Origin of the sequence: Cupriavidus sp. UYPR2.512 (genome assembly GCF_000379565.1) — a bacterium.
In the GTDB taxonomy this organism is placed as follows: domain Bacteria; phylum Pseudomonadota; class Gammaproteobacteria; order Burkholderiales; family Burkholderiaceae; genus Cupriavidus.
Genome location: NZ_KB903184.1, coordinates 99,352 through 119,703 on the forward strand (window position 1 = coordinate 99,352; position 20,352 = coordinate 119,703).

General features: G+C 67.6%; 23 protein-coding genes. 6 read left to right on the forward strand and 17 right to left on the reverse strand.

Annotation, left to right across the window (positions count from 1 at the left end; translation table 11 throughout):
- Positions 1 to 102: 102 nt before the first annotated feature.
- The 3 genes from A3A5_RS0133145 to A3A5_RS0133155 form a co-directional block, all read right to left on the reverse strand.
- Entirely contained in the window at positions 103 to 1,704 is a 1,602-nt protein-coding gene (locus A3A5_RS0133145) for a hypothetical protein (protein WP_026201381.1), read from the reverse strand.
- 204 nt (positions 1,705 to 1,908) lie between these two features.
- Positions 1,909 to 2,553 (reverse strand): hypothetical protein, encoded by a 645-nt coding sequence (locus tag A3A5_RS0133150; protein ID WP_018314746.1) that lies wholly within the window; start codon positions 2,551 to 2,553, stop codon positions 1,909 to 1,911.
- A gap of 123 nt (positions 2,554 to 2,676) precedes the next feature.
- Positions 2,677 to 3,381 carry a Crp/Fnr family transcriptional regulator gene (locus A3A5_RS0133155; RefSeq protein WP_018314747.1) on the reverse strand — a complete coding sequence of 235 codons (705 nt, stop codon included), beginning with the start codon at positions 3,379 to 3,381 and terminating at the stop codon, positions 2,677 to 2,679.
- A 268-nt stretch (positions 3,382 to 3,649) separates the two neighbouring features.
- On the opposite strand from A3A5_RS0133155, the gene A3A5_RS0133160 reads away from it, so the two are divergent.
- A complete protein-coding gene (locus A3A5_RS0133160; protein ID WP_018314748.1) occupies positions 3,650 to 5,284 on the forward strand; it encodes an acyl-CoA synthetase in 1,635 nt (544 codons plus the stop codon).
- A 4-nt stretch (positions 5,285 to 5,288) separates the two neighbouring features.
- Here the strand turns inward: A3A5_RS0133160 and A3A5_RS0133165 are convergent, their stop codons facing one another.
- The 3 genes from A3A5_RS0133165 to A3A5_RS0133175 all read right to left on the reverse strand — a co-directional run bounded on the left by A3A5_RS0133165 (position 5,289) and on the right by A3A5_RS0133175 (position 6,351).
- Positions 5,289 to 5,561, reverse strand: coding sequence for a DUF6566 family protein (locus A3A5_RS0133165; protein ID WP_018314749.1), 273 nt, complete (start codon positions 5,559 to 5,561; stop codon positions 5,289 to 5,291).
- Between the two features lie 24 nt (positions 5,562 to 5,585).
- The gene (locus tag A3A5_RS0133170) at positions 5,586 to 5,864 is read right to left on the reverse strand and encodes a hypothetical protein (protein WP_018314750.1); all 279 of its coding nucleotides are present in this window, start codon (positions 5,862 to 5,864) and stop codon (positions 5,586 to 5,588) included.
- Positions 5,865 to 6,102: 238 nt separating this feature from the next.
- A complete protein-coding gene (locus A3A5_RS0133175; protein ID WP_018314751.1) occupies positions 6,103 to 6,351 on the reverse strand; it encodes a hypothetical protein in 249 nt (82 codons plus the stop codon).
- Between the two features lie 136 nt (positions 6,352 to 6,487).
- Here A3A5_RS0133175 and A3A5_RS0133180 point away from each other — a divergent pair, with 136 nt between their 5' ends.
- The gene (locus A3A5_RS0133180) at positions 6,488 to 7,618 is read left to right on the forward strand and encodes an AGE family epimerase/isomerase (protein WP_018314752.1); all 1,131 of its coding nucleotides are present in this window, start codon (positions 6,488 to 6,490) and stop codon (positions 7,616 to 7,618) included.
- Positions 7,619 to 7,831: 213 nt separating this feature from the next.
- On the opposite strand, the gene A3A5_RS0133185 is transcribed toward A3A5_RS0133180, so the two are convergent.
- The 5 genes from A3A5_RS0133185 to A3A5_RS0133205 form a co-directional block, all read right to left on the reverse strand.
- A complete protein-coding gene (locus A3A5_RS0133185; protein ID WP_018314753.1) occupies positions 7,832 to 8,065 on the reverse strand; it encodes a hypothetical protein in 234 nt (77 codons plus the stop codon).
- 97 nt (positions 8,066 to 8,162) lie between these two features.
- Positions 8,163 to 8,531, reverse strand: coding sequence for a hypothetical protein (locus tag A3A5_RS0133190; RefSeq protein WP_018314754.1), 369 nt, complete (start codon positions 8,529 to 8,531; stop codon positions 8,163 to 8,165).
- A 60-nt stretch (positions 8,532 to 8,591) separates the two neighbouring features.
- Complete coding sequence (locus A3A5_RS0133195) at positions 8,592 to 9,284, reverse strand: alpha/beta hydrolase (protein WP_018314755.1); 693 nt, start codon at positions 9,282 to 9,284, stop codon at positions 8,592 to 8,594.
- Between the two features lie 90 nt (positions 9,285 to 9,374).
- Positions 9,375 to 9,659 carry a hypothetical protein gene (locus A3A5_RS0133200; RefSeq protein WP_026201383.1) on the reverse strand — a complete coding sequence of 95 codons (285 nt, stop codon included), beginning with the start codon at positions 9,657 to 9,659 and terminating at the stop codon, positions 9,375 to 9,377.
- 183 nt (positions 9,660 to 9,842) lie between these two features.
- A complete protein-coding gene (locus A3A5_RS0133205; RefSeq protein WP_018314757.1) occupies positions 9,843 to 10,847 on the reverse strand; it encodes an alpha/beta hydrolase in 1,005 nt (334 codons plus the stop codon).
- 378 nt (positions 10,848 to 11,225) lie between these two features.
- On the opposite strand from A3A5_RS0133205, the gene A3A5_RS0133210 reads away from it, so the two are divergent.
- The 4 genes from A3A5_RS0133210 to A3A5_RS0133235 all read left to right on the forward strand — a co-directional run bounded on the left by A3A5_RS0133210 (position 11,226) and on the right by A3A5_RS0133235 (position 14,248).
- Positions 11,226 to 11,621, forward strand: a complete 396-nt coding sequence (locus A3A5_RS0133210; RefSeq protein ID WP_018314758.1) for a hypothetical protein — start codon at positions 11,226 to 11,228, stop codon at positions 11,619 to 11,621.
- Positions 11,622 to 11,894: 273 nt separating this feature from the next.
- On the forward strand, positions 11,895 to 12,461 hold the full coding sequence (locus A3A5_RS0133220) for a TetR/AcrR family transcriptional regulator (protein WP_018314760.1): 567 nt from the start codon (positions 11,895 to 11,897) through the stop codon (positions 12,459 to 12,461).
- A gap of 410 nt (positions 12,462 to 12,871) precedes the next feature.
- Positions 12,872 to 13,456 (forward strand): acute metal response CopQ/CzcJ/MmrQ/MmtQ/MmmQ, encoded by a 585-nt coding sequence (locus A3A5_RS0133225; protein WP_018314761.1) that lies wholly within the window; start codon positions 12,872 to 12,874, stop codon positions 13,454 to 13,456.
- Positions 13,457 to 13,660: 204 nt separating this feature from the next.
- Positions 13,661 to 14,248 (forward strand): TetR/AcrR family transcriptional regulator, encoded by a 588-nt coding sequence (locus tag A3A5_RS0133235; RefSeq protein ID WP_018314762.1) that lies wholly within the window; start codon positions 13,661 to 13,663, stop codon positions 14,246 to 14,248.
- On the opposite strand, the gene A3A5_RS0133240 is transcribed toward A3A5_RS0133235, so the two are convergent.
- From A3A5_RS0133240 to A3A5_RS0133265, 6 genes are all read right to left on the reverse strand, one after another.
- Entirely contained in the window at positions 14,234 to 14,983 is a 750-nt protein-coding gene (locus A3A5_RS0133240) for an alpha/beta fold hydrolase (RefSeq protein ID WP_018314763.1), read from the reverse strand. The two genes, A3A5_RS0133235 and A3A5_RS0133240, sit on opposite strands and share 15 nt — an antisense overlap.
- The gene (locus A3A5_RS0133245) at positions 14,980 to 16,002 is read right to left on the reverse strand and encodes a M14 family zinc carboxypeptidase (RefSeq protein ID WP_018314764.1); all 1,023 of its coding nucleotides are present in this window, start codon (positions 16,000 to 16,002) and stop codon (positions 14,980 to 14,982) included. Before A3A5_RS0133245 ends, A3A5_RS0133240 begins: the two co-directional genes overlap by 4 nt.
- A gap of 4 nt (positions 16,003 to 16,006) precedes the next feature.
- Entirely contained in the window at positions 16,007 to 16,708 is a 702-nt protein-coding gene (locus A3A5_RS0133250) for an HAD family phosphatase (RefSeq protein WP_018314765.1), read from the reverse strand.
- A 124-nt stretch (positions 16,709 to 16,832) separates the two neighbouring features.
- Positions 16,833 to 17,720 carry a LysR substrate-binding domain-containing protein gene (locus A3A5_RS0133255; RefSeq protein ID WP_018314766.1) on the reverse strand — a complete coding sequence of 296 codons (888 nt, stop codon included), beginning with the start codon at positions 17,718 to 17,720 and terminating at the stop codon, positions 16,833 to 16,835.
- A gap of 148 nt (positions 17,721 to 17,868) precedes the next feature.
- A complete protein-coding gene (locus tag A3A5_RS0133260; protein WP_018314767.1) occupies positions 17,869 to 20,025 on the reverse strand; it encodes a phosphocholine-specific phospholipase C in 2,157 nt (718 codons plus the stop codon).
- Positions 20,026 to 20,074: 49 nt separating this feature from the next.
- On the reverse strand, positions 20,075 to 20,308 hold the full coding sequence (locus A3A5_RS0133265; RefSeq protein WP_018314768.1) for a hypothetical protein: 234 nt from the start codon (positions 20,306 to 20,308) through the stop codon (positions 20,075 to 20,077).
- Positions 20,309 to 20,352 lie beyond the last annotated feature (44 nt).

Genomic DNA, 20,352 nt, shown 5'->3' on the forward strand with positions numbered 1-20,352 from the left:
CTTCTTCCTCCGAAGGACCAAAGAAAAGCCGGCACCGCATGGCGGCACCGGCCGGGTTCGTGCCCGGGCGCGGAGGGCCCGGATTGACGACTTGCGGCGGGGTTACGGGCGGCCGACCGAGATATCGTAGAACGATCCGTTCACGGCGATGCCGAGGGTCAGGCCGGTATTGCCGAGGGTCGTGGAGATCATCTCGGAAAGACCGGTGGCTGCCGCGCGATAGCGCAGGCCATTCACCGGGAAATTCTGCTTCCACGTGTCCAGGCGGCTGTCTTCCAGGCGCTTGCGGGTATAAGTACCGGCCTGGGCGTCAACCGAGAGGGTCATTGTCGTCCACGCCGACGGGCCGGCGAGCAGGGCGTTCATGCCAGAGTAGAACACCGTATCCCAGTACGAGCCACCCGTGCCCGCCACCGGCAGCGCGCGTGCGATCTGCCTGGCGGCAATCATGAAGCCGTCTGCGTGCGTGATGACGACCATCAGCTGCCCGTCGGTGCCCTTGAAGCCGTAGGCGGACTGGGAGCCGAAGCTGTCGGTGATCTTGAAGCTGCCATCGGTGTTGGCGCTGACCGTCGGCAGTTCGCTGGGCAGCCAGGCCTGGCAAGTGTTGACGCCGAAGCAGTCCTTGCCGGCGGTTACCTTGCCTGCCGCGTCGATGCTGAAGGCCACGCGGCGCGGCATGTACGGCGATGCGCTGTCGTCACGCTCCATGCCCAGGCCGTTCCAGTCGCCTGCCAGGTCGGCAAGCGGAATGGCCTGCGCCGGCATCAGCAGGGTGGGCAGGTGAGGCAGGATGCCTGCGGGCGGCAGGGCCACGCTTACGCCCGACTTCGAAACCAGTACGGTGTCGGTAGTGCTGTTTGCGCCCGGCACGGTGAAGCGGCAGGTCTCGGAGGTGCTGGCGGTGAAGGGGATCGACTCTGCGCCGATCTGGAGCTTCAGCGCGTCAGCATCGAAGTCGCCAGCTTCGGCCGCCTCGGTGCCCAGCTCCACCACATGGTACTTGCCGGTCTTCAGCCCTGCGCAGCTTGCCGCTGCCGGTTGCAGCGCAGTCTGGATCGCGGCGGCGCCGGCATTGGCGGCAACTGCCGAGGACAACTCGTTCACTGTGGTCTTGCTTGCTTCCAGGCGATCGCCCAACTGGTCCAGCAGCTTGTCCTGCGCATTGCCGGCGTTGGCGCCGTTGGCGGCTACCAGCGGATCCTTGACGGGGTCGATGCCGGTGAGGTCAACCACGCCCGACAGCACCAGGCGCACGGCCTGCATCGCGCTGGCGAGATTGTCGGAGCTCAGCCTGGCCTGTGCGCTGGCATCGAACTGATCGAAGAAGGCGGTGGTGCTGCCCTGCGCCAGCGATGCGGTAACCAGTTCGGTCAGCGGCGTGATATTGGCTACGGCGGTGGTGCCGGTACCCGCTTCGACCACGGAATGCAGCGTGGTGCCGTCGGGCGCCTTGACGCTGAGCACGCAGGGGCGCGTGGCGCCCTGGATGCTGATGGTGAAGGTGCCGTCCGCGGCGGTGGTGGCCGTGCCGCTACCCGATGCGCACTTGGCCTGCACGGCCGCATTGCCCAGCGCCGCGCCGACTGCGGCCGTGCCGCTGATCTTGGTGCTGGCCGGTGCCGGTGAGTCTCCACCGCCGCCGCCGCATGCCGTCAGTACTGCTGCAGCCAGACCCGTCAAAAACAGATGTTTTACTTTCATCCCTGTATTGCTTTTCTGTGGTTTCTTGTTATGGCAGGGCGCTGCGGTGAAGGAACACCTGGCTCATGCAGGACCCCGCCCACAGGGTGGCGAACCCGCCCTGCGGGCGCGATTTTGCGCGAAACGCGCCAATGCGCCCAACCCGCGTGAAGGTGATTGACAAAAGCCTCGCCGTGTGGCGAAAAGGTTGCTTCCGGGTTGGCGTCAGGCGGCTGCCGGAACCAGGCCGGGCCAGGCTGCAGGCGGTGAGGCGGTACGGCTGCCGGCCCCGCAATCGTCCACCAGCCGCGCGGCATCGATGCCGAACCAGTTCTGCCAGCCGCGCGCCAGCGCGCCGGCCGAGCGCAGGCCGGCATGCGCAGCCAGCAGGTCCAGCGAGGGCACCGGGCCCGCAGCGGCGGCCAGCGCGTGCAGCGCATGGGCGGCACGTTGCTCGCGCAGCAGGGGATGCAGCGCCTCGCCCTCGGCAAAGAGCCGGGCTCGCACCACACGCGCCGGCACCTGCCATTGCGCCGCAAGGCGCTCGGCGTTCCAGTCGGTGTCGGGGCGGGAAAAGACCAGGCCGGCAAACTGGCGCGACCACGGCCTGTCGGCCGGCTTGCCGGCCAGGCGGGGGCATTCGCTATCCGGGACGGCCGTCAGGACGATGGCGCAGGGTTGCTGCCAGGTACCCGGCAGGTCGCAGTCGAAGTGGGCGAAAGCGTGCACCACGAACGGATCGCCGGGCCGCACCTCGCGCCGCGCATTGGCGTCGCGCAGGCTGGCCGTGCCGTGCAGGGCTTGTACGTGCACGGCAAAAGGAAAGCGCAGGCGGGCAAAGCGGACGTGGTGACGGCTGACAAGCGGCATGCGGAAGACAACCCGAAAGCTGAGCGGGGGGTGCGGCCGGTAACTGTCGCAGGATTCCACGGGCCGCGCAAGGCCACGGACATCGTCCGTTTGATCGTTCACGGCGCCCCGGTGACGGCGGCGTTACAGCTCGGACAGCCCGAAGTGGCGCAGCCGGGGCAGGTCGGTCACGCGGATGCTCTGGTAGGACAGGTGGACCATGCCGGCATCGGCCAGCCGGCGCAACGCCTGGTTAACCCGTTGGCGCGACAGCCCGGTCAGCAGTCCGATCTCTTCCTGCGACAGCTCCAGCACGGGGCTGGTGCGCGGATACAGGTCCGGGTGGAACAGTTGCGCGATCGCCTGCGCCACGCGCGCATCGGCGCCCAGCAGGCGGTCGTTCTGCACGGTGGCGATGAACTGGCCCATGCGCTCATTGAGCTGGCGCACGACAAAGCTGGCGAACGGCAGGCTCTGCGCCAGCAGCGTGTTGAACACCGGCTCTGGCACCAGCAACACCTGCGAGTCGCGGATTGCGATCACGTCATAGCGGCGGTCTTCGCGCTTGATCACGCTGCCTTCGCCGCACCAGCCGCCTGCGGGCACGCCGGAGAAGGTGCAGCCGCGCCCGTCGGGGGTGTACACCGCCAGCTTGATCAGGCCGCTGTCCACGCCGATCCAGTGGCGCGACGGCTCGCCGCGCCGGGCGATGAAGGCGCCGGCGGCAAAAGACTGCAGCAGCGTTTCGCGCGCGGCCAGCGCCTGGTGTTCCGGCGCCAGTGCGCCGAACCAGGCATGGCCGCCAAGGACTACGGCAGGGACGGAAATCGGGTCTGCAGGTTCGCTCATGGCATGGACGCGCGGGTCGGGCCGGGTCCCTGTAAGAATCGTGTAAGCCTTGCCTGGCGCGGGTTTGCGGCAGGTTTGTCGTCTGGGCGACAGTGCGCCAGCGTGTGCGATGATAGCCTTGTGCCAGAAAAAGTGACAGCGCCGGATGGCGCGGACAATGGTCACCTCGCCCCGGACATCGCTGCACCCATGCAGCGCATTGACAGCATCACGCGGCCTGTTGCGCGGCCCCGCCGCCAGCGCCGCCAGATACGCGGAGACACAAGCAATGCCCACCGATTTCGACAGCGGCCTGGCCCGCAACGCGGCCAACTTCGTGCCGCTTACGCCCATCGACTTCCTGGTCCGCGCCGCCGAGGTGTACGGCGAGCGCCTGGCCATCGTGCACGGCCCGCTGCGCCAGAACTGGCGCGACACCTATGCGCGCGCACGGCGCCTGGCCAGCGCGCTGGCGCGTGCCGGCATCGGCAAGGGCGATACCGTGGCCGCGCTGCTGCCCAATACGCCGGCCATGGTGGAGGCGCATTTCGGCGTGCCGATGGCCGGTGCCGTGCTCAATGCGCTGAATATCCGCCTCGACGCCGCCAACCTGGTCTTCATGCTGCGCCATGGCGAGGCGCGCGTTCTGCTGGCCGATACCGAGTTTGCCGACCTGGCGCGCCGGATGGCGCTGGAAATTCCCGGCTTGAAGGTCATTGCCGTGCATGACGTGCTCGGCCCGCAAGAGGCGCCGTTCGGCGACGCCGATTACGAAGCGTTCCTCGCCTCGGGCGACCCGGACTACGCGTGGCACATGCCGGCCGACGAGTGGGAAGCCATCGCGCTGAACTACACCTCGGGCACCACCGGCGACCCCAAGGGCGTGGTCTACCACCACCGCGGCGCGGCCATCAATGCCGTATCGAATATCCTCGAATGGGACCTGCCTAAGCACCCGGTCTACCTGTGGACCCTGCCGATGTTCCACTGCAATGGCTGGTGCTTCCCGTGGACCATTGCGGCGCGCGCGGGCGTCAACGTGTGCCTGCGCAAGTTCGAGCCCAGGCTGGTGTTCGACCTGATGCGCGAAGAGGGCGTGACGCACTACTGCGCCGCGCCGATCGTGCATACCGCGCTGGTCAATGCGCCCGCCGCGTGGCGCGAGGGCGTGCGCGGCCCGGTGCGCGGCATGGTGGCCGGCGCACCGCCGCCGGCCGCGGTGCTGGCGCAGATGGAGGCGATGGGGTTCGATCTGACCCATGTCTATGGCCTGACCGAAGTCTATGGCCCGGCCGCTGTCTGCGCCGAGCAGGATGACTGGAGCACGCTGTCCGAGCAGGACCGCGCGGTCAAGAAGGCGCGCCAGGGCGTGCGCTATCACCTGCAGTCGCAGGTGGCGGTGCTCGATCCCGATTCAATGCAGCCCGTGCCGGCCGATGGCGAGACCATCGGCGAGATCATGTTCCGCGGCAATATCTGCATGAAGGGCTACCTCAAGAACGAGAAGGCCACGCGCGAAGCCTTTGCCGGCGGCTGGTTCCATACCGGCGACCTGGGCGTGTGCATGCCCGACGGCTATATCAAAATCAAGGACCGCAGCAAGGACATCATTATTTCCGGCGGCGAGAACATCTCCAGCGTGGAGGTGGAGGACGCACTCTACCGGCATCCCGCGGTGCTGGCCGCGGCGGTGGTGGCGCAGCCCGATGCCAGGTGGGGCGAGACCCCATGCGCGTTTGTCGAACTGAAAGACGGCGCCAGCGTCAGCGCGGAAGAACTGATCGCGCATTGCCGCACGCTGCTGGCGGGTTTCAAGGTGCCCAAGGCGGTTTACTTCGGGCCGCTGCCCAAGACCTCGACCGGCAAGATCCAGAAGTTCGAACTGCGACGCAAGGTGAAATCGGATTCGGCGATCGACGTTTGATGGGCTAGTGCAGTGCCGCGTCATCGGCATCGTGCAGGGTGGCAAGGTGCGTGTCGATGGCCTCGCGCCCCCAGGCGACGCCGGCGCGCGTGGCGTCGGCCGCGCAGCCAAAGTGCGTCTGTGCGGCCGGCCAGGGCAGCGCCAGCTTGTTGCCGTGATGCCAGACTTCCGCGCGCAGCGTCCACCAGCCGTCGTGCTGGCCACCATAGCGCAGCGCCGCGACATGGATGCGGTGGCCGCGGTATGTCACGTTCTGGTCAAGCCATCCGCTGGGCATGGGCGTCAGGCGTTTCGGTGCAGTTCAGCGCGCCCGCATCTCGGCAGGGATGCCAGGTTTGCGCGGGCGGTGCCAGTCCTGCTCGATGTCGGGGAATACCTCGCACTCGCCCCGCACGATGTTCTCAATGGTGGCACATACGCATTCGGTGCCGCGCGGCCCCACGCAGACCAGGCTGCGCGGATGATCGGTGTGCTGCGGGATGGCATAGACGTGCATGCCCTCGCGGAAGAGCGGATGCTTGCTGAGGCGCTCGTTCATCAGTTCAACGAAGCGCTGCGGAGTGACGACCGGCTTATCCATTGCATGCTCCTGCGGCCTTGCCCACCATGCCCGTTTCTAGGGGCGGCACGGCGACCAGGTCAGTTAAGGCCAGGAATATGACAGGCAGGTGGCAGGAAGCGCCCCGGGCAGCAGAGGTTGCCCGGGCGTGGCCGGAACGGAAAACCGCGGGTAATGCGTACCCCGCGTTGCCACTGCCACGCCTTCAGACTAGGACACGCGGCAAGTAGTGCAAGTGTTGCGCGATGCCGCCGACGCTTCAGGTGGCGTGCAGTTCGCCTGCGGCGCGCGGACCGTTCAGTATGCCGTTGCCGGCGGCCCAGCAGGCGGCCTCGGCCTCGGCACGGGAACCGTAGGTGGATGGCGCTGCGACGGTGCAATCCTCGTCGGCGGCGCCGCAGCGCTCTTCCATGACGATGCGCCAGGTGAACTGGCCGGGTGCATCTTCAAGGATGTGAAGCACCAATGTGCGGTGATCGTCAGTCAGCGTGAGGGGCAAAGTCGACATGGGTGTCTCCCATTCGTGGGGGGCGCCATTGATGCTAGCAACTGGACGCCGCAAATGCCATGACTGTCTTGCGGCCGCGGCATGGCAAGATACGGCCTTTGCGGCTTCCGCCGCGCCTGTACTTCCTCGCCAGATCATGCCCATCTCGCCTGAGCTCAGCCAACGGGTCGCCGCCCTGACGGCACATTACGATGCCACCGTGCTGCCGCTGTGGACCGCCAGCGGCTGGAATGCCGACCTGCTGTTGCCCTACGAGGCACTCGACGGCGCCAGCGCCGCGCCGTTGCCGCCGGCCCGCTATCGCGCCATGGCGTGCGCCCGCCAGCTCTATGTGTTCTCGCTGGCCGGCGACCATGCGCATGCCGATACGCTCTTCGGCTCGCTGCAGGCCTACTTCGGCAATGGCGAGGGCGCGTGGATATACAGCGTCGACCCGGCCGGCACGGCGCTCGATGCCACGCGCGACCTTTACACCCATGCCTTCGTGATCTTTGCCTGCGCCACTTACCACGCGCGGCGCGGCAACCCCGATGCGCTCGACGTGCTCGATGAAACCGTCGATATCGTCGAGGACCGCTTCGCCGATGGCGAGGGCCTGTACCAGGCCGCGCTCACCGAGCATTTCCGGCCCAAGGGCACCGGCGTGCTGCAGAACCCCATCATGCACCTGACCGAGGCCTACCTGGCCGCGCTGGATGCGACCGGGGACGAGTGGTATGCGGAGCGCCTGCGCGAGATCGCGATGGCCGTGCATGAACGCTTTGTCGACCCGTCCAGCGGCTGCATTGCCGAGCTGCCACAGGGCAGCCCCGGCAACCGCATCGAACCGGGCCACCAGTTCGAGTGGTTCTCGCTGGTGGCAGGCCGGCCGGCGCTGTTCGGGGACCTGCCGCTGGCCGATACGCTGCACCAGGCCTTTGCCTTTGCCCGGCGCCACGGCGTGGAGCCGTCGACGCAGGGCGTCAGCGCGGCACTGGACGCCGATGGTTCCATGCTGGACGACACCCAGCGCATCTGGGCGCAGACCGAGTACGCGCGCGCGCTCGCCGTGCATGGCGCGCCGGAGTCGATCGCGGCGCTTGAAGCCTGGACGCAGCAGTTCCGCAGCCGCTTCCTGCACGGCAACGGCTGGCATGAATGCCTGGCGCGCTCGGGCAGCGTGGTGCGCGCCGAGATGCCGTCGACCTCGCCGTACCACCTGGCGACGTCCTACTCGGCGCTCGCCGCGCTGACCGGCGCGGCGTGGCCGGCCCCGCTCGGGGCTTAGGCCGCCCTGCGGCGGCAGCGGCGCAGGCGGCTACCGTGCTCTTATCAATTTTTTGCAGTCGTCGGTGAGCACCTCGCCTACACTCAAGCCCGCGCTCCGGCCCGTGCTGTTGTTCTTCTCAACCACTGGTCGTCGTTCTGAAGTTACGGGCCGGGGCGCACCTGGCAACGGTGGGCGCGCCGGTCCTGGTACACGTACCGGTGGGCGCCGGATTCAGTGCTGCGTGGCCGCGGCATGCGACAGTTGCTGCCGCGATGGCGTTGTCCGGGACATGGCGCTTGCCGGAAGCACGGATGGGTCCGCCGGCCTCACGCGGGTCGCCATCTGTTCGACGCGCCGCACGGCCTGGACCTCGGCGTGGTCGTTCAGGATCAGGCACAGCAGCGTCAGCAAGGCTGCCGCGATCATGCTCAGTGCGATCCAGCCCAGGCAGTGCTTGCGTTCCATGATTGGCGGGTAGGGGGCGTTATCAGAGCGCGAAGTTTACGCGCCCGCGCGCAATGCAACTGTCAATCTTTGCAAACGCCGCCCGCCGCCCGGCCCGCTATTCCGTCACGCCGTTTTCATGCAGCAGCCGCTCGCATTCTTCCAGCATGTCGTAGGCAAACGCGGACTGGTAGTTGGGATCGAGGGCTTCCATCATCTCGTGCGCAGCATAGAGGCCGGCCTCGCGTGACAGGGTCTCAGCCAGCTGGCGTGCAAACTGGTCGCTCAGTTCGGACAACAGACGCCGCTCGGACAGCGGCAACTGCAGCTTCGAGCGCGACAGCCATTCGCCGGCCAGCGTCGCACCCTGGGCGTCGGTCATCCATTGGCGGTGTTCGTAGTAGGCCGACAGCCGTTCGGCGGCCAGTGCGAACAGCAGCGCCTTGCGGGTATTGAAATCGATCCTGGGCGGTGGGGCGAGGGTCATGCTTGCGGCGTGGTGCGATGCGCGGCGCAGCGGCCGGCAATCATCTTGTCAGGGAGCGGATCAGGACTGCGCCGTGGCTGCCTGCGCGAAGCGCGCTGCCAGCCAGGCGCCGATGGCGGCGATCTCTTCCAGGCAGACCGAATGGCCCATCGGATAGGTGTGCCACGTCACCGGGTGCTGCCGCGCCTGCACGAAATCGCGGGCGGCGACGCCCAGCTGCAGCGGTACCACATCGTCCTGCGTGCCATGGGCGGCAAACACGGGCGTGGTGGCGTTGGCGGCGTTGGCCTCGCCCGCCAGCGCTGCCGGCGCGGGGATGTAGGTGGACAGCGCGACGATGCCGGCCAGCGTCTCGGCATGGCTCAGACCGGCAGTGTAGGCAATCGCGCCACCTTGCGAGAAGCCTGCCAGCACGATGCGGTGCGTGGGGATGCCACGGGCGTTTTCGCGCGCGATCAGTGCGCGAATGGCTTCGCATGAGGCACGGATGCCGGCTTCGTCGGCGCGTCGGCCTGATTCATCGAGGGAATAAATGTCATACCAGGCCGGCATGACATAACCGCCGTTGCAGGTCACGGGGATAGCCGGCGCATGCGGGAAGATAAAGCGCACGCCGGGCGATGCGGGCAGGCGCAGCTCAGGCACGACCGGGGCGAAATCGCTGCCGTCGGCGCCCAGCCCATGCATCCAGATGACGGCGCAGGCGGGATTGGGCGCGGTTTCGAATTCGATCGCGGGCAGCAGTTCGCTCATGGGGCTGGTTCCTGTGGATAGTGCGCCTGCGCGCCGCACGGGCGCCAGGCAGCGCGAGTATCGCACAGGTCGGGGCCAGCCCCGGCTGCGTCAGGCCGCGGACGGAACGATCGGGACCGTGGTGAGGCCGGGCGTGCGTGCCGGCAGCTCCGGCACGGCAGGCGGCGTGGCGCGGCGCTTGTCGACCACGTCTTCCACGCCCTTGGCCGCGACGTCTTCCAGGAAGGCCACCATGTCGCGGTAGTAGGCCACCTGCATCTGCGCTTCGAGCAAGCGTCTTTCGGCCTGGAACAGCGTCAGCCTCATGTCTTGCAGTTCCCTCTCGGCGATTTTCTCCGGGGTCGGCGGACTGAACAGGTTTGCAAGCCTACGCATGGCAGTACCTCCAGTGCTGTCAATGGCGAAATTGCGATGCTCGTGCCATGGCGTCCAATATAGACAAGAATCCGGCAGAAAGTCTCTCAGGCACCTCGCCGTGGCGCCTCGCCCACAAGGATGATTGCCGGTGGCGGACGTCTGCGGTAGATTGTCCGGCCAGGGTCCGGCCGTCCCGCAACCCTACTGCCCGCGCTTGCCGCTTGCTGTCGCCAACGTGCCTGTGCGACTGCCCGGTGTGCCTGCCTGATCCGTGTTTCCAGGTGGATCGCCCTCATATTTCGCGTCGTTTCCTGCCAACAGTGCCTGCACGGCATCGCCGTCCTGCGCGCGCACAAAGCGCAGGATCGGCGGCCAGAATGCATCGATATGTTCCGGCAGGATGGCTGCGTCATGCGGCATGGCTTCCAGCATCACCAGGGCATGCAGATGCCTGGCCGCACGGGCCACGCGTTCAGCGTGGGGTGGGACGATCACCGCGTCGTCTCGGCTGTGCACCACCAGCAGTGGCCGCTCCAGCCGGCTGGCACGCGCGGCGTTGTTCCACGGATCCGGCAGCAGCCACGCGGCCCATGCGGGGATGCGCCCGGTCTGCACCGCGGCCAGGCGCGCCGAACTGAAGCCCGCCGCAATGACATAGCCATCGGGCTGCGGATTGAAGCGCTGTGCCACCTCCAGCAGGATGCCCGATCCCAGCGAATGCCCCAGCACCACGCGCCGTTTTGCCTGCGGCGTGGCCGCCAGGAATTGCCGGTAGGCGGCCAGCGCATCCTCGCGCAGACGGCGCACGCTTGGCCGCCCGCTGCTGCGGCCGTAGCCGCTGTAATCGAAGACATAGGAGGCGATGCCCGCGCCGGCCAACATGGTCTGGACTGGTGTCCAGTCAGGCAGGCTCTCATTGTCGCCGTGGCACACCATCAGCGCCGGCGCTTCGGGGTCCGCGGCCGGCATGAAGGCGGCGTGCAGGATCCGGTTGCCGCTGGCAAACGTGGCATGGCGCACTGTCAGGGCTGAAATGTCGGGTGCTGCCGCATCCTTTGTTTCATCCGTCAGCGTGACAAAGGCTTTGCGTTCCACCGCACGAAACAGTAGGTGGCGCGCAACACCCGCGGCCACGGCGAGTGCCGCGGCGGTGGCGAGCCAGCGGTGGCGGGATGCCGGCTGAGCGGGGCGGGAGCCTTCAGGCATGGCGAGGTTTCGGGAGGGCGTTCCCTTCAGGCTAGCAGGCCGCCGGCGTCCGGGTGAAGAAATGTTCATTCGCGCGCGTGCATCAAGTGAATTTTCGTCCATATCGCGCAGCCTCGGATTGCGCCTATCAGGCCGATAGAAAACTTTTGCCTTGACTATCTACCTAGTAGTAGATAGCATTCAATCCATGGCACCGCTGCACCGCCGGAAGCAAGCAAGAACGGGCGGAAAAGTGGCGATCCCATCGCATGACCGGCGCGGTCATTTTTTCAGCACGTTATATCTATCTACTGGTAGATGCGGTCTGGAAGAGTGACCTGCCACAGCCACTGATACCGAATTGACGCGATCCCGAAACGTCGCACCCAGGAGCCCATCATGAATGCCAAGTTCGCCAAGACCCTGATCACCGCCGCCACCCTTGCCGCCGCACTGGCTGGCGGCGTGGCGCAAGCCGCCAGCGCGCAAGACAGCACCTCGGCTGGCGACAAGTACGGCTACAGCTACCGCGTCGGCAAGACCGATGCCTTTACCGACGGTGCCCGCACCGGCAAGTTCGACCCGTTCACGGAAGGTGCCCGCACCGGCAAGTTTGATCCGTACACCGACGGGGCACGCGTCGGCAAGACCGATCCCTACACGGACGGCTACCGCACCGTGGCCGGACTGGACCGTAGTGGCGTGTCGGCCGAGCCGGCTCGCAGCTTCGACCCGTACACGGACGGCGCGCGCGTCGGCAAGTTTGACCCGTACACCGACGGCGCCCGCGCCTGATTGCTGCCGGCTGTGAGGCCGGCGGCCAACAACTTTACGGCGGCGGTCGCGCTGACTGCCGTCCGATGGAGTCCATCATGAGTTTGCGTGACAGTATCCTGCTGCTTGGCGGATGGCTGGTGCTTTGCGTGACGAGTGGCTCGATGATCACCTTCGCCGCGCAGGTCCTGCCTGGCTAAAGCACATGCCGCAGATGCCCCAGGGCTAGGGAATTACCCCAGCCCCGGGGCATTTCCGCTTGAGCGCCTATCTTCGCGTAGATAAACTGCTTTCATGAAAACGCAATCGGTACGCGAGCAACTGCTCGAGCACACCCTCGTCCTGATCCGCCGCCGCGGCTTCAACGGCTTCAGCTATCGCGACCTGGCGGAACTGGTGGGGGTCAAGACCTCCAGCATCCACTATTATTTCCCGGCCAAGGAGGACCTGGTCCTGGAGGCGGTGAAGGAATACAGCGCCCGCCTGGCCGAGCGCATGCGCTCCATCGACACCAGCCTGCCGGTCACCGAGCAAGCGGCCATCTACCTGGCGCCGTTCCGCGCCAGCTGCGGCTCAGACCAGATCTGCCTGTGCGGCATGTTGTCGACCGAGACGCTGTGCCTGCCAGAGTCCGTGCACAAGCTGCTGCAGGGCTTCTTCCTGATGAACGAACAATGGCTGGCCGGCCTGTTGGAGCGCGCGCAGCCGCAGCGCAGCACGCCGTTCCCGGTGCCGCCGGCGCGGCTGGCGCAGGTGGTGTTTGGCTCGCTGCAGAGCGGGCTGATTGCGGCGCGCCTGTTCGGGACCTCTGACCGCGTGGAAGCCGCCGCCGATACGCTGATGGCCGCCGTCGCCGGCTGAGTTTTTCGCGCGATATCAGTGGCGCGTTTGAAGCCGTCTTGTGGCGCAAGCTGCATGACGGCTTTTCTGTTTGCAGGCTGACGATGCCCGCGCACTGCGTGGGCATCGCATAAAATCGTTTGAAAACAAAGGCATAGCCCCAGAAAGGGAAAGACTATCGGGCCGATAGGAATGTTTTTCCTTGACTATCTACCTAGTAGTAGATAGTATTTGACTCATGGAAGCGCTGCACCGCCGGCAACAAGCAAGACAAGGCGAAAACGTGGCGATCCCATTGCATGACCGGAGGCGGTCATTTTTTCGAGACTGAGAATCTATCTACTAGTAGATGCGGGATCGAAAGAACAACCTGCCACAGCCACTGATACCGAATCGACGCGATCCCAAAACTTCGCACCCTGGAGCCCATCATGACCAAGATCACCAAGACCCTGATTACCGCCGCCACCCTTGCCGCCGCGCTCGCGGGCGGTGTTGCGCAAGCGGCCGGCGTGCAGGACAGCACCTTCACCGGCGACAAGTACGGCTACACCTTCCGCACCGGCAAGTTCGACACCTTCACGGAAGGCGCCCGCACCGGCAAGTTCGACCCGTTCACCGAAGGCGCCCGCGTTGGCAAGGCTGATCCCTACACCGACGGTGCCCGCACGGTAGCCGGCCTGGATCGCAGCGGTGTCTCGGCCCAACCGTCGCGCAGCTTCGACCCGTACACCGACGGTGCCCGCGTTGGCAAGGCTGATCCCTATACCGACGGTGCCCGCACGGTAGCCGGCCTGGATCACAGCGGCGTATCGGCCCAACCGTCGCGCAGCTTCGACCCGTACACCGACGGTGCCCGCGTTGGCAAGGCTGATCCCTACACCGACGGCGCCCGCACGGTAGCCGGCCTGGATCGCAGCGGTGTCTCGGCCCAACCGTCGCGCAGCTTCGACCCGTACACCGACGGTGCGCGCGTGGGCAAGGCTGATCCCTATACCGACGGCGCCATCGCCTGAGAGCCGGCCGGCGTGATGCCGGCCATTGAAACCCGCCGGGCCGCGTGCGGCCCGTCTTCAGGAGTTGATCATGCGTTGGCGTGACACTGCGCTGATCCTTGGCGGATGGGTAGGGCTTTGCTTTGCAAGCGGGTCCCTCATCACGCTGATCGCACAAGCGCTGCCGGCCTGAACGGCGCGGCAGCAAGACCAGGAGTTGATGTCATGAACACCCGATCCGTACGCGAGCAACTGGTCGAACATGCGCTGGTGCTGATCCGCCGCAGGGGGTTCAACGGCTTCAGCTACCGCGACCTGGCCGACCTGGTCGGGGTCAAGACCTCAAGCATTCATTACTACTTTCCGTCCAAGGACGACCTGGTGCTGGAAGCGGTGCGCGAATACGGCGCCCGCAAGCGGGCGCGCCTGCTTGCAATCGACGCCAGCCTGCCGCCTGCCGAGCAGGCGCGGCAATACCTTGAGCCTTTGCGCGCGGGTGCCGGCACCGACCAGGCTTGCCTGGTGAGCATGCTGTCGGCCGACGTGCTGATGTTGCCAGACGCGGTGCGCGCCGCGATGCAGGACTTTATCCGGCTCAATGAGCAATGGCTGGCCCGCTTGTTCGAGCGCGCCGCCGCGCAGCGCAAGTCGCCCTATCCGGTGCCGCCGCAGCAGCTGGCGCAGGTGGTGTTCGGGGCGTTGCAGAACGGCTTGATCAGTGCGCGGCTGTTTGGCACGCCGGACCGGCTCGATGCCGCGGCGGCACTGCTGACCAGCGCCATGCCTGTCGTGCACGAACTAGCCGAAGCCTGACGCGCGTGCGACTGCGTCGCACAGCCACTGCGGATCGTCATGGGGCAGGTCATGCCCGGCCCAGTGGTGCGTCAGCAACTGCGTTCCCCAGGCTTGTGCGATGCGCGTGGAACACGCCGGGTTGACCAGCCTGTCCGCTGCCGAGGCCACCAGCAGTACCGGGCAACTCGGCGCAGTGGCGGGTGCGCGATAGCGCGCCGCGGCCAGCAGTTGTGCCAGCGCTGACTGGCGGCTCACCGGCGCATCGGCGGCAATGGCCTGCCAGCCTGCGAGATCGCTTGCCAGCGTATCGGCGCGGGCACAGGTGATGGCGTGGATGGTCCGCTCGCAGTACGCGCGATCCCGCCAGCGCTGCGCCACGCGCAGCAGCTTGCACCAGTTGCGCGGCCGCAGCCGCTGCGCCGGCGAGCAGAACGGCCGCATGCTGGTATTGACCAGCACCAGACCGCCGACTTCCTCCGGATATGCGCTGGCCCATTCGGTCGCAGCCATGGCGCCGAGCGACATGGCCAGCACGCGGTATGGTCCGTGCGCGCCGGCCGCCGACAACTGGCGGCGCACCGCAGTGACCATCTCAGGCACGCTCCACGGTGCCGGCTGCGCGGACAGCGCGCCGTTGCCGGGCAGGTCGGGCAGCAGCGGCCGCCCCAGCCCGGCCGCTTGCCAGCGTGCCGGCAAGCTCCCCCAGTGGCGCGATTCCCGCGTCAGTCCCCGCAAGAACACCCATTGGCTCATGGCGGCGGCTCCGTTTGCCAGTGTGCGTGTGCCTGCAGCAGCAGATCGTCGCGCTGCGCGCCGCGCGGCAGCCAGCGATCCGGCGCAAAGGCCACGCGGCCCAGGAAGTCGAACAGGCTCACGTGCCGGCGCAGCACGCGCGCGGTGCGGTGCGCCTTGATCGGGTTGAAGATGCCCTCGCGCGAGAACAGCTGGCGCGGGTTCTTCTTGATCCACAGCCACGAGCCCAGTTCCAGCGTCATCGGCAGGAACAGGTTGCCATGCGGCGTCAGGTCATAGGCATGGTCCCACAAGTCGCCGTGCAGCAGGTACTGGTGGCTTTGCGGCTCGAAGGTGTAGCCGTGGTGCGGGTGGGCCTGCTCGAACAGCGTCTTGAGCAGGTACATCTCCGGCAGGTGCGCCATCGGCCGGCGCGTGCCCGCGTACGGAAACCAGATGCTGTCGCGCCAGCCGTAGCCCGAATGGCAGTCCACCGCAAAGCTGAGCGGGCGTGGCAGCAGTTCTTCCTGCACCACGCGCAGCAGCGCGCGGCTTTCCGCTTCCATTGGCGCGCCCGCCGGGCCGCGGTACCAGGGCAGCCAGGCGCCGATGCGCTGGCCGCCGGCCAGGAAGGGCACGCGCGCGTCGGCATCCTGCGGGCCGTTGCGCATCAGGTCGACGCCGTTGGGGTTGGCGCGGGTGCCGGCCCACATGCCGCCGGGGTTGACGATCGGCATGAACACCAGCCGCACCGACTGCAGTTCGCGGTGCAGCAGCTCGTCCCAGGCCAGCCGGCTCAGCACCGAGCGCAGGTAGTCCAGCACCAGCTGCGTGCCGATACGTTCCAGCCCGTGGATGCCGCCGAAGATGCCGATCGCCGGCGCGCCCGGATCGCGGCTGCCGAGCGTGGCGACATGGACGCCGAAGCGACGGCCCTGCACCATGGTTTCGCAGACCACCCGCGTGTCCAGCACGTGGCTGCCCGTATCCAGCAAGGCCAGCAGCTGGTCGTACTCGGGGAAGCCGGCGTGCGGGTGCATGGACTCAGGCGGCCGGCACGCCGGCCGTGCCGAACAGGTGCAAGACCGGCCAGCCGCGTGCCTCGGCCGCGTCTCGCAGCGTTGAATCCGGATTGACGGCGACCGGATGGCCAACGCTTTCTAGCAGCGGCAGGTCGTTGCGCGAGTCGCTATAGAAGGTGGCCTGCGCCAGCGCCGTGGGCGCCATGCCCAGTGTGTCGAGCCACGCCAGCACCCGCAGCACCTTGCCGGGGCCGAAGGCCGGAACGCCGGCCAGCGCGCCGGTGAATTCGCCGTGCGCGTCATGTTCGGCCTCTACCGCCAGCAGGTGCGGCACGCCCAGCTGGCGCGCGATCGGTTCGGTGACAAAGCGGCAGGTTGCGGTGACGATGCAGCACAGGTCGCCGGCGGTGAGGTGGCGGGCCAGCAGGTTTAGCGCATCGGGCCGGATGGCGGGCATGATCACCTCGCGCATGAAGTCCGCGCGCCATTGCGTCAGGCGTTGGCGCGGGTGGCGTGCCAGCAGGCCCAGGGCAAAGCGGGCATGGGCGGCAAAGTCCAGGCGCCCGGCCTGGTAGGCGGCCAGCCAGCGCGCATTGTGCGCATCGATCTCGGCGGCCTCGGCGCCGCCCACGGCGACGAGGTAGCGGGCCCATTCATACTCACTGTCCAGTGGCAGCAGGGTATGGTCGAGGTCAAACAGGGCGAGGCGGGGGGCAGCGGGCATGCGGGATAGCTCAGTTGGCGAAACCGGCAAGCTTGGCGCGGCGTGGTGACCGCGCGGTGATGAAGGACCCAAGTTTTCCGATACCGGCATTGGTGCCTTATCTGGCGCTGCAAGCATGCGGGTTTCAGGCGGCGTGGGTGGCGGCGGTCGGCTCGTCCAGCGCCACGCAGTCCAGGAAGGCGCCGACCAGCCGCGTCTCGCGCCGGCTCTGCAGGCAGTATAGGTATTCATGCAGCACCGGCGCGCCTTGTGCGAACGGCACCACGCGCAGCAGCGGGTCGCGCGGGATTTCGCCCAGCGGCACCACGCTGGCGCCCAGGCCCTGGCGGATGGCCTCGTAGATGGCCTCGCGGCTGCCGATCAGGGTGTGCGGCGGCAGCTCCAGCCCGCACGCGGCCAGTGCCGTCTCGGTGGCTTTGCGCGTCATCGAGCCGTGCTCGCGCACCAGCAGGTGGCAGCCGCGCAGTTGCGGCAGCTCGACCTGCGGCAGCCGCGCCAGCGCATGGTCCGGATGGACCACCAGCACCATCGGGTCCGACGCCAGCCGGATGCAGGCAAGCCGGTCATCGTCCACCGGGTGCGACGACACCGCCGCGTCGATGCGGTACTCGAACAGCGCCTCCAGCATCTGCTGCGAATTGCCTATGTCCAGGCTCACGTCGATCGCCGGGTAGCGCTGCCGGAACGCCGCCACCGCGCGCAGGATGTAGTAGGGGCCGGTGGCGCCGATGCGCAGGTTGCCGAAGCGCAGGTTGCCGGCGTTGCGCAGCAGGTAGTCGGCATTGCCTTCCTGCTGCATCAGCTGCTCGACCACTGGCATCAGCGCCACGCCCACGTCGCTCAGGTCGACGCGGCTGGCGCGGCGGTGGAACAGCTCCACGCCGTAGGTCTCTTCCAGCTGGCGGATGCGGCCGGTGACGGTGGGCTGGCTGATGCGCAACTGCCTGGCCGCCATGGTGATGCTGCCCTGGCGCGCCACTTCGAAAAAGGTCATCAGCAGGTCGCCGAGCATGGTCATCCGCAGGTAAGTTGGGGGGGCAGCCCGGACAGGCCCGGACGACCGCGCAGTCTAGCGGCCCAATATGACAAAACGGCTACGCCCGCCCGCGGCCGGATCGGCCGGGGGCGGGCGTAGCGCTGCCCGTCAGGCGATTTGCGCCTCAGCCGTTGAGGCCCATCGCCGGATCGGACACGCTGTCCTTGCCGGTTTCGATGCGCCCGGCGAAGCGGCGCGTGAAGCCGCCTTGCGCGGTGGTGACGGTGAAGTCGTACCAGTTGCCCTGGCGGGCCACGGGCCAGTGCTGCTGCAACTGCATGCCGGCCGGCACCTCGTAGGTCCAGGGACCGTCGGTGCGGTAGGCGTTGGGCTGCACGGTGAAAGTGCAGGGGGCGCTGCCGGTGTTGATCATGTCCACGTACACCGCGGCATTGGCGATGTCATAGCAGACGCGGATCTCCGGCGCGCTGGCACCCGCCGCGGCCACGGCCCCCACGTTGCCGCGGAAGGCGCGGTGGAAGCCGTTGGGGCCAAGCACCCACAGGTCATACTTGCCGTCGTCGGTGGCAAAGACGTCCCAGCTGCCATGCAGTTCCTTGCCCGGCTCGACCATGTAGCGGCGCGGCACGCGGTCCAGGTGCAGGCGGTCGTAGACGTGGAATACCGCCGCCGCCGTGCCGGTGTTGCTGAACAGCAGCCAGACTGCGCGCTGGTCCCGCGCGTCTTCACGTGCGCTCACATGCAGCTCATAGGGCAGGGCGCGCGAGGGGCGCGTGCCGCTGTCCTGCGGCGGCATCTGCTGGCTGCCGGCCGCAGGCAGCGGCACCTGCGGCAGCACGCCCTGCGCGGTGCGGATGGCGTCGGCGCTGGCCTTGTCGCGGCTGGGCAGCGTCGGCAGCGGGTTGGTGTTCGGGCTGACGAAGTTGAAGGCCGAGGTCAGGTCGCCCGCCACCGCGCGGCGGAAGCCGCTGATATTGGTCTCGGCCACGCCGAAGCGGGCTTCCAGGAAGCGCAGCACCGAGGTGTGGTCGGACACCTGCGAATTGACCCAGCCGCCGCGGCTCCACGGCGACACCACGTACATCGGCACGCGCGGGCCAGGGCCGTAGGGGTGCTTGTCGACGTGGTATTCCGGCCTGACCTGCTCCAGGTCGAGCGTGGTGGCGCCGGCCAGCGTGTCGCCATCATAGGCGGGCGCGCATGGCGGCGGCACGTGATCGAAGAAGCCGTCGTTCTCATCGAAGTTGATCAGCAGCACGGTCTTGCTCCAGACCGCGGGGTTTGCCGTCAGCGCGTTGAGCACTTCCTGCGTGTACCAGGCGCCCTGCACCGGGCTGGAAGGCCCGGGGTGCTCCGAATACGTGGCCGGCGCCACGATCCACGACACCTGCGGCAGCTTGCCCGCGGCGATATCGTCGCGCAGCGACTGCAGGAAACCGCCGTCGGGCATGGTGTTGGCCACGCCCTTGAGCAGCGGGCTGATGGCGTCGTCGGCGCTGGTGTATGCCGGGTAAGGGCTGCCGTTGGCCTGGTTGCCGCGCGCGGCGTTGGCGTCGCGGTATTGCTTGAAGCCCGCGAGCGGGTTGTCGGTGAAGTTGTCCGGCATGTTCTGGTAGACCTTCCAGCTGACGCCTGCGGCTTCCAGGCGCTCCGGGTAGGTCTTCCAGGTGTAGGGCGGGGCCGACCCTGTGAATGAGTCGCCGCTGTTGTCGATCACCGGCCCGCCATTGTCGCCGCCGGGGTCGTTGGTGCCGGTCCAGTGGAACAGGCGGTTGGTGTTGGTGCCGCCATGGAAGCTGCAGTGATAGGCGTCGCAGAGGGTGAAGGCATTGGCCAGCGCCACCTGGAAGTCCAGCTCGGCCTCGGTGTAGTAGCCCATCGACTGGGTCTGCTTGTAGGTCGGCCACTTGTTCATGCGGCCCAGGTCCCAGGCGTTCTGCGCATCCGGGTACGAGTGCGGCGTGCCGCTGACGCGCTGCGCATTGCCTGCGCTGCTGTCGAGGTGGTAGGGCAGCACGGTGCGGGTGGTGGTGCCGTTGGTATAGGTCTGCTGCCAGACGTTCAGGCCGCCTGCCAGCGGGATCGGGAAGCGGTCGCCAAAGCCGCGCACGCCGCGCAGCGTGCCGAAGTAGTTGTCGAATGAGCGGTTCTCCTGCATCAGGATGACCACGTGCTCGACGTCGCGGATGGTGCCGGTGGCGTTGTTGGCCGGGATCGCCAGCGCGCGGCGGATGGACGGCGGGAAGGCCGCCAGCGCGGCGGTGGCGGCGGCGCTGCCGCCGGCGAGCTTGAGGAAGTTGCGTCTGCTTTGCGGGTTCATGGATTCTGTGCCGGGGGGTTGCGGGAGGGGAGACGGGCCAGGCCCGGCTTCAGGGCGCGCAGCGCAGCTGCGGCTTCACGGCGGGCGTCTCGCCAGGCTGGTCGCTGCCATTGCCCTGGCCGGGGTTGCCGCCGGTGCCCGGGGCACCCGGCGTGGTCGGTGCTGCGTTGGGCGAGCCGGTGGGGCTGTCGCCGGAATCGCCGCCGCAGGCGGCGAGCGCTGCGCACATCAGCAGGGCGGCGAGCCAGTGCGGCCGCGCCAGGGTGGAAGGTCGGAAAGTCATGGTGTCAATCTCCTGCAGGGGATCGGGCGGGGGAAGGTAGGGTC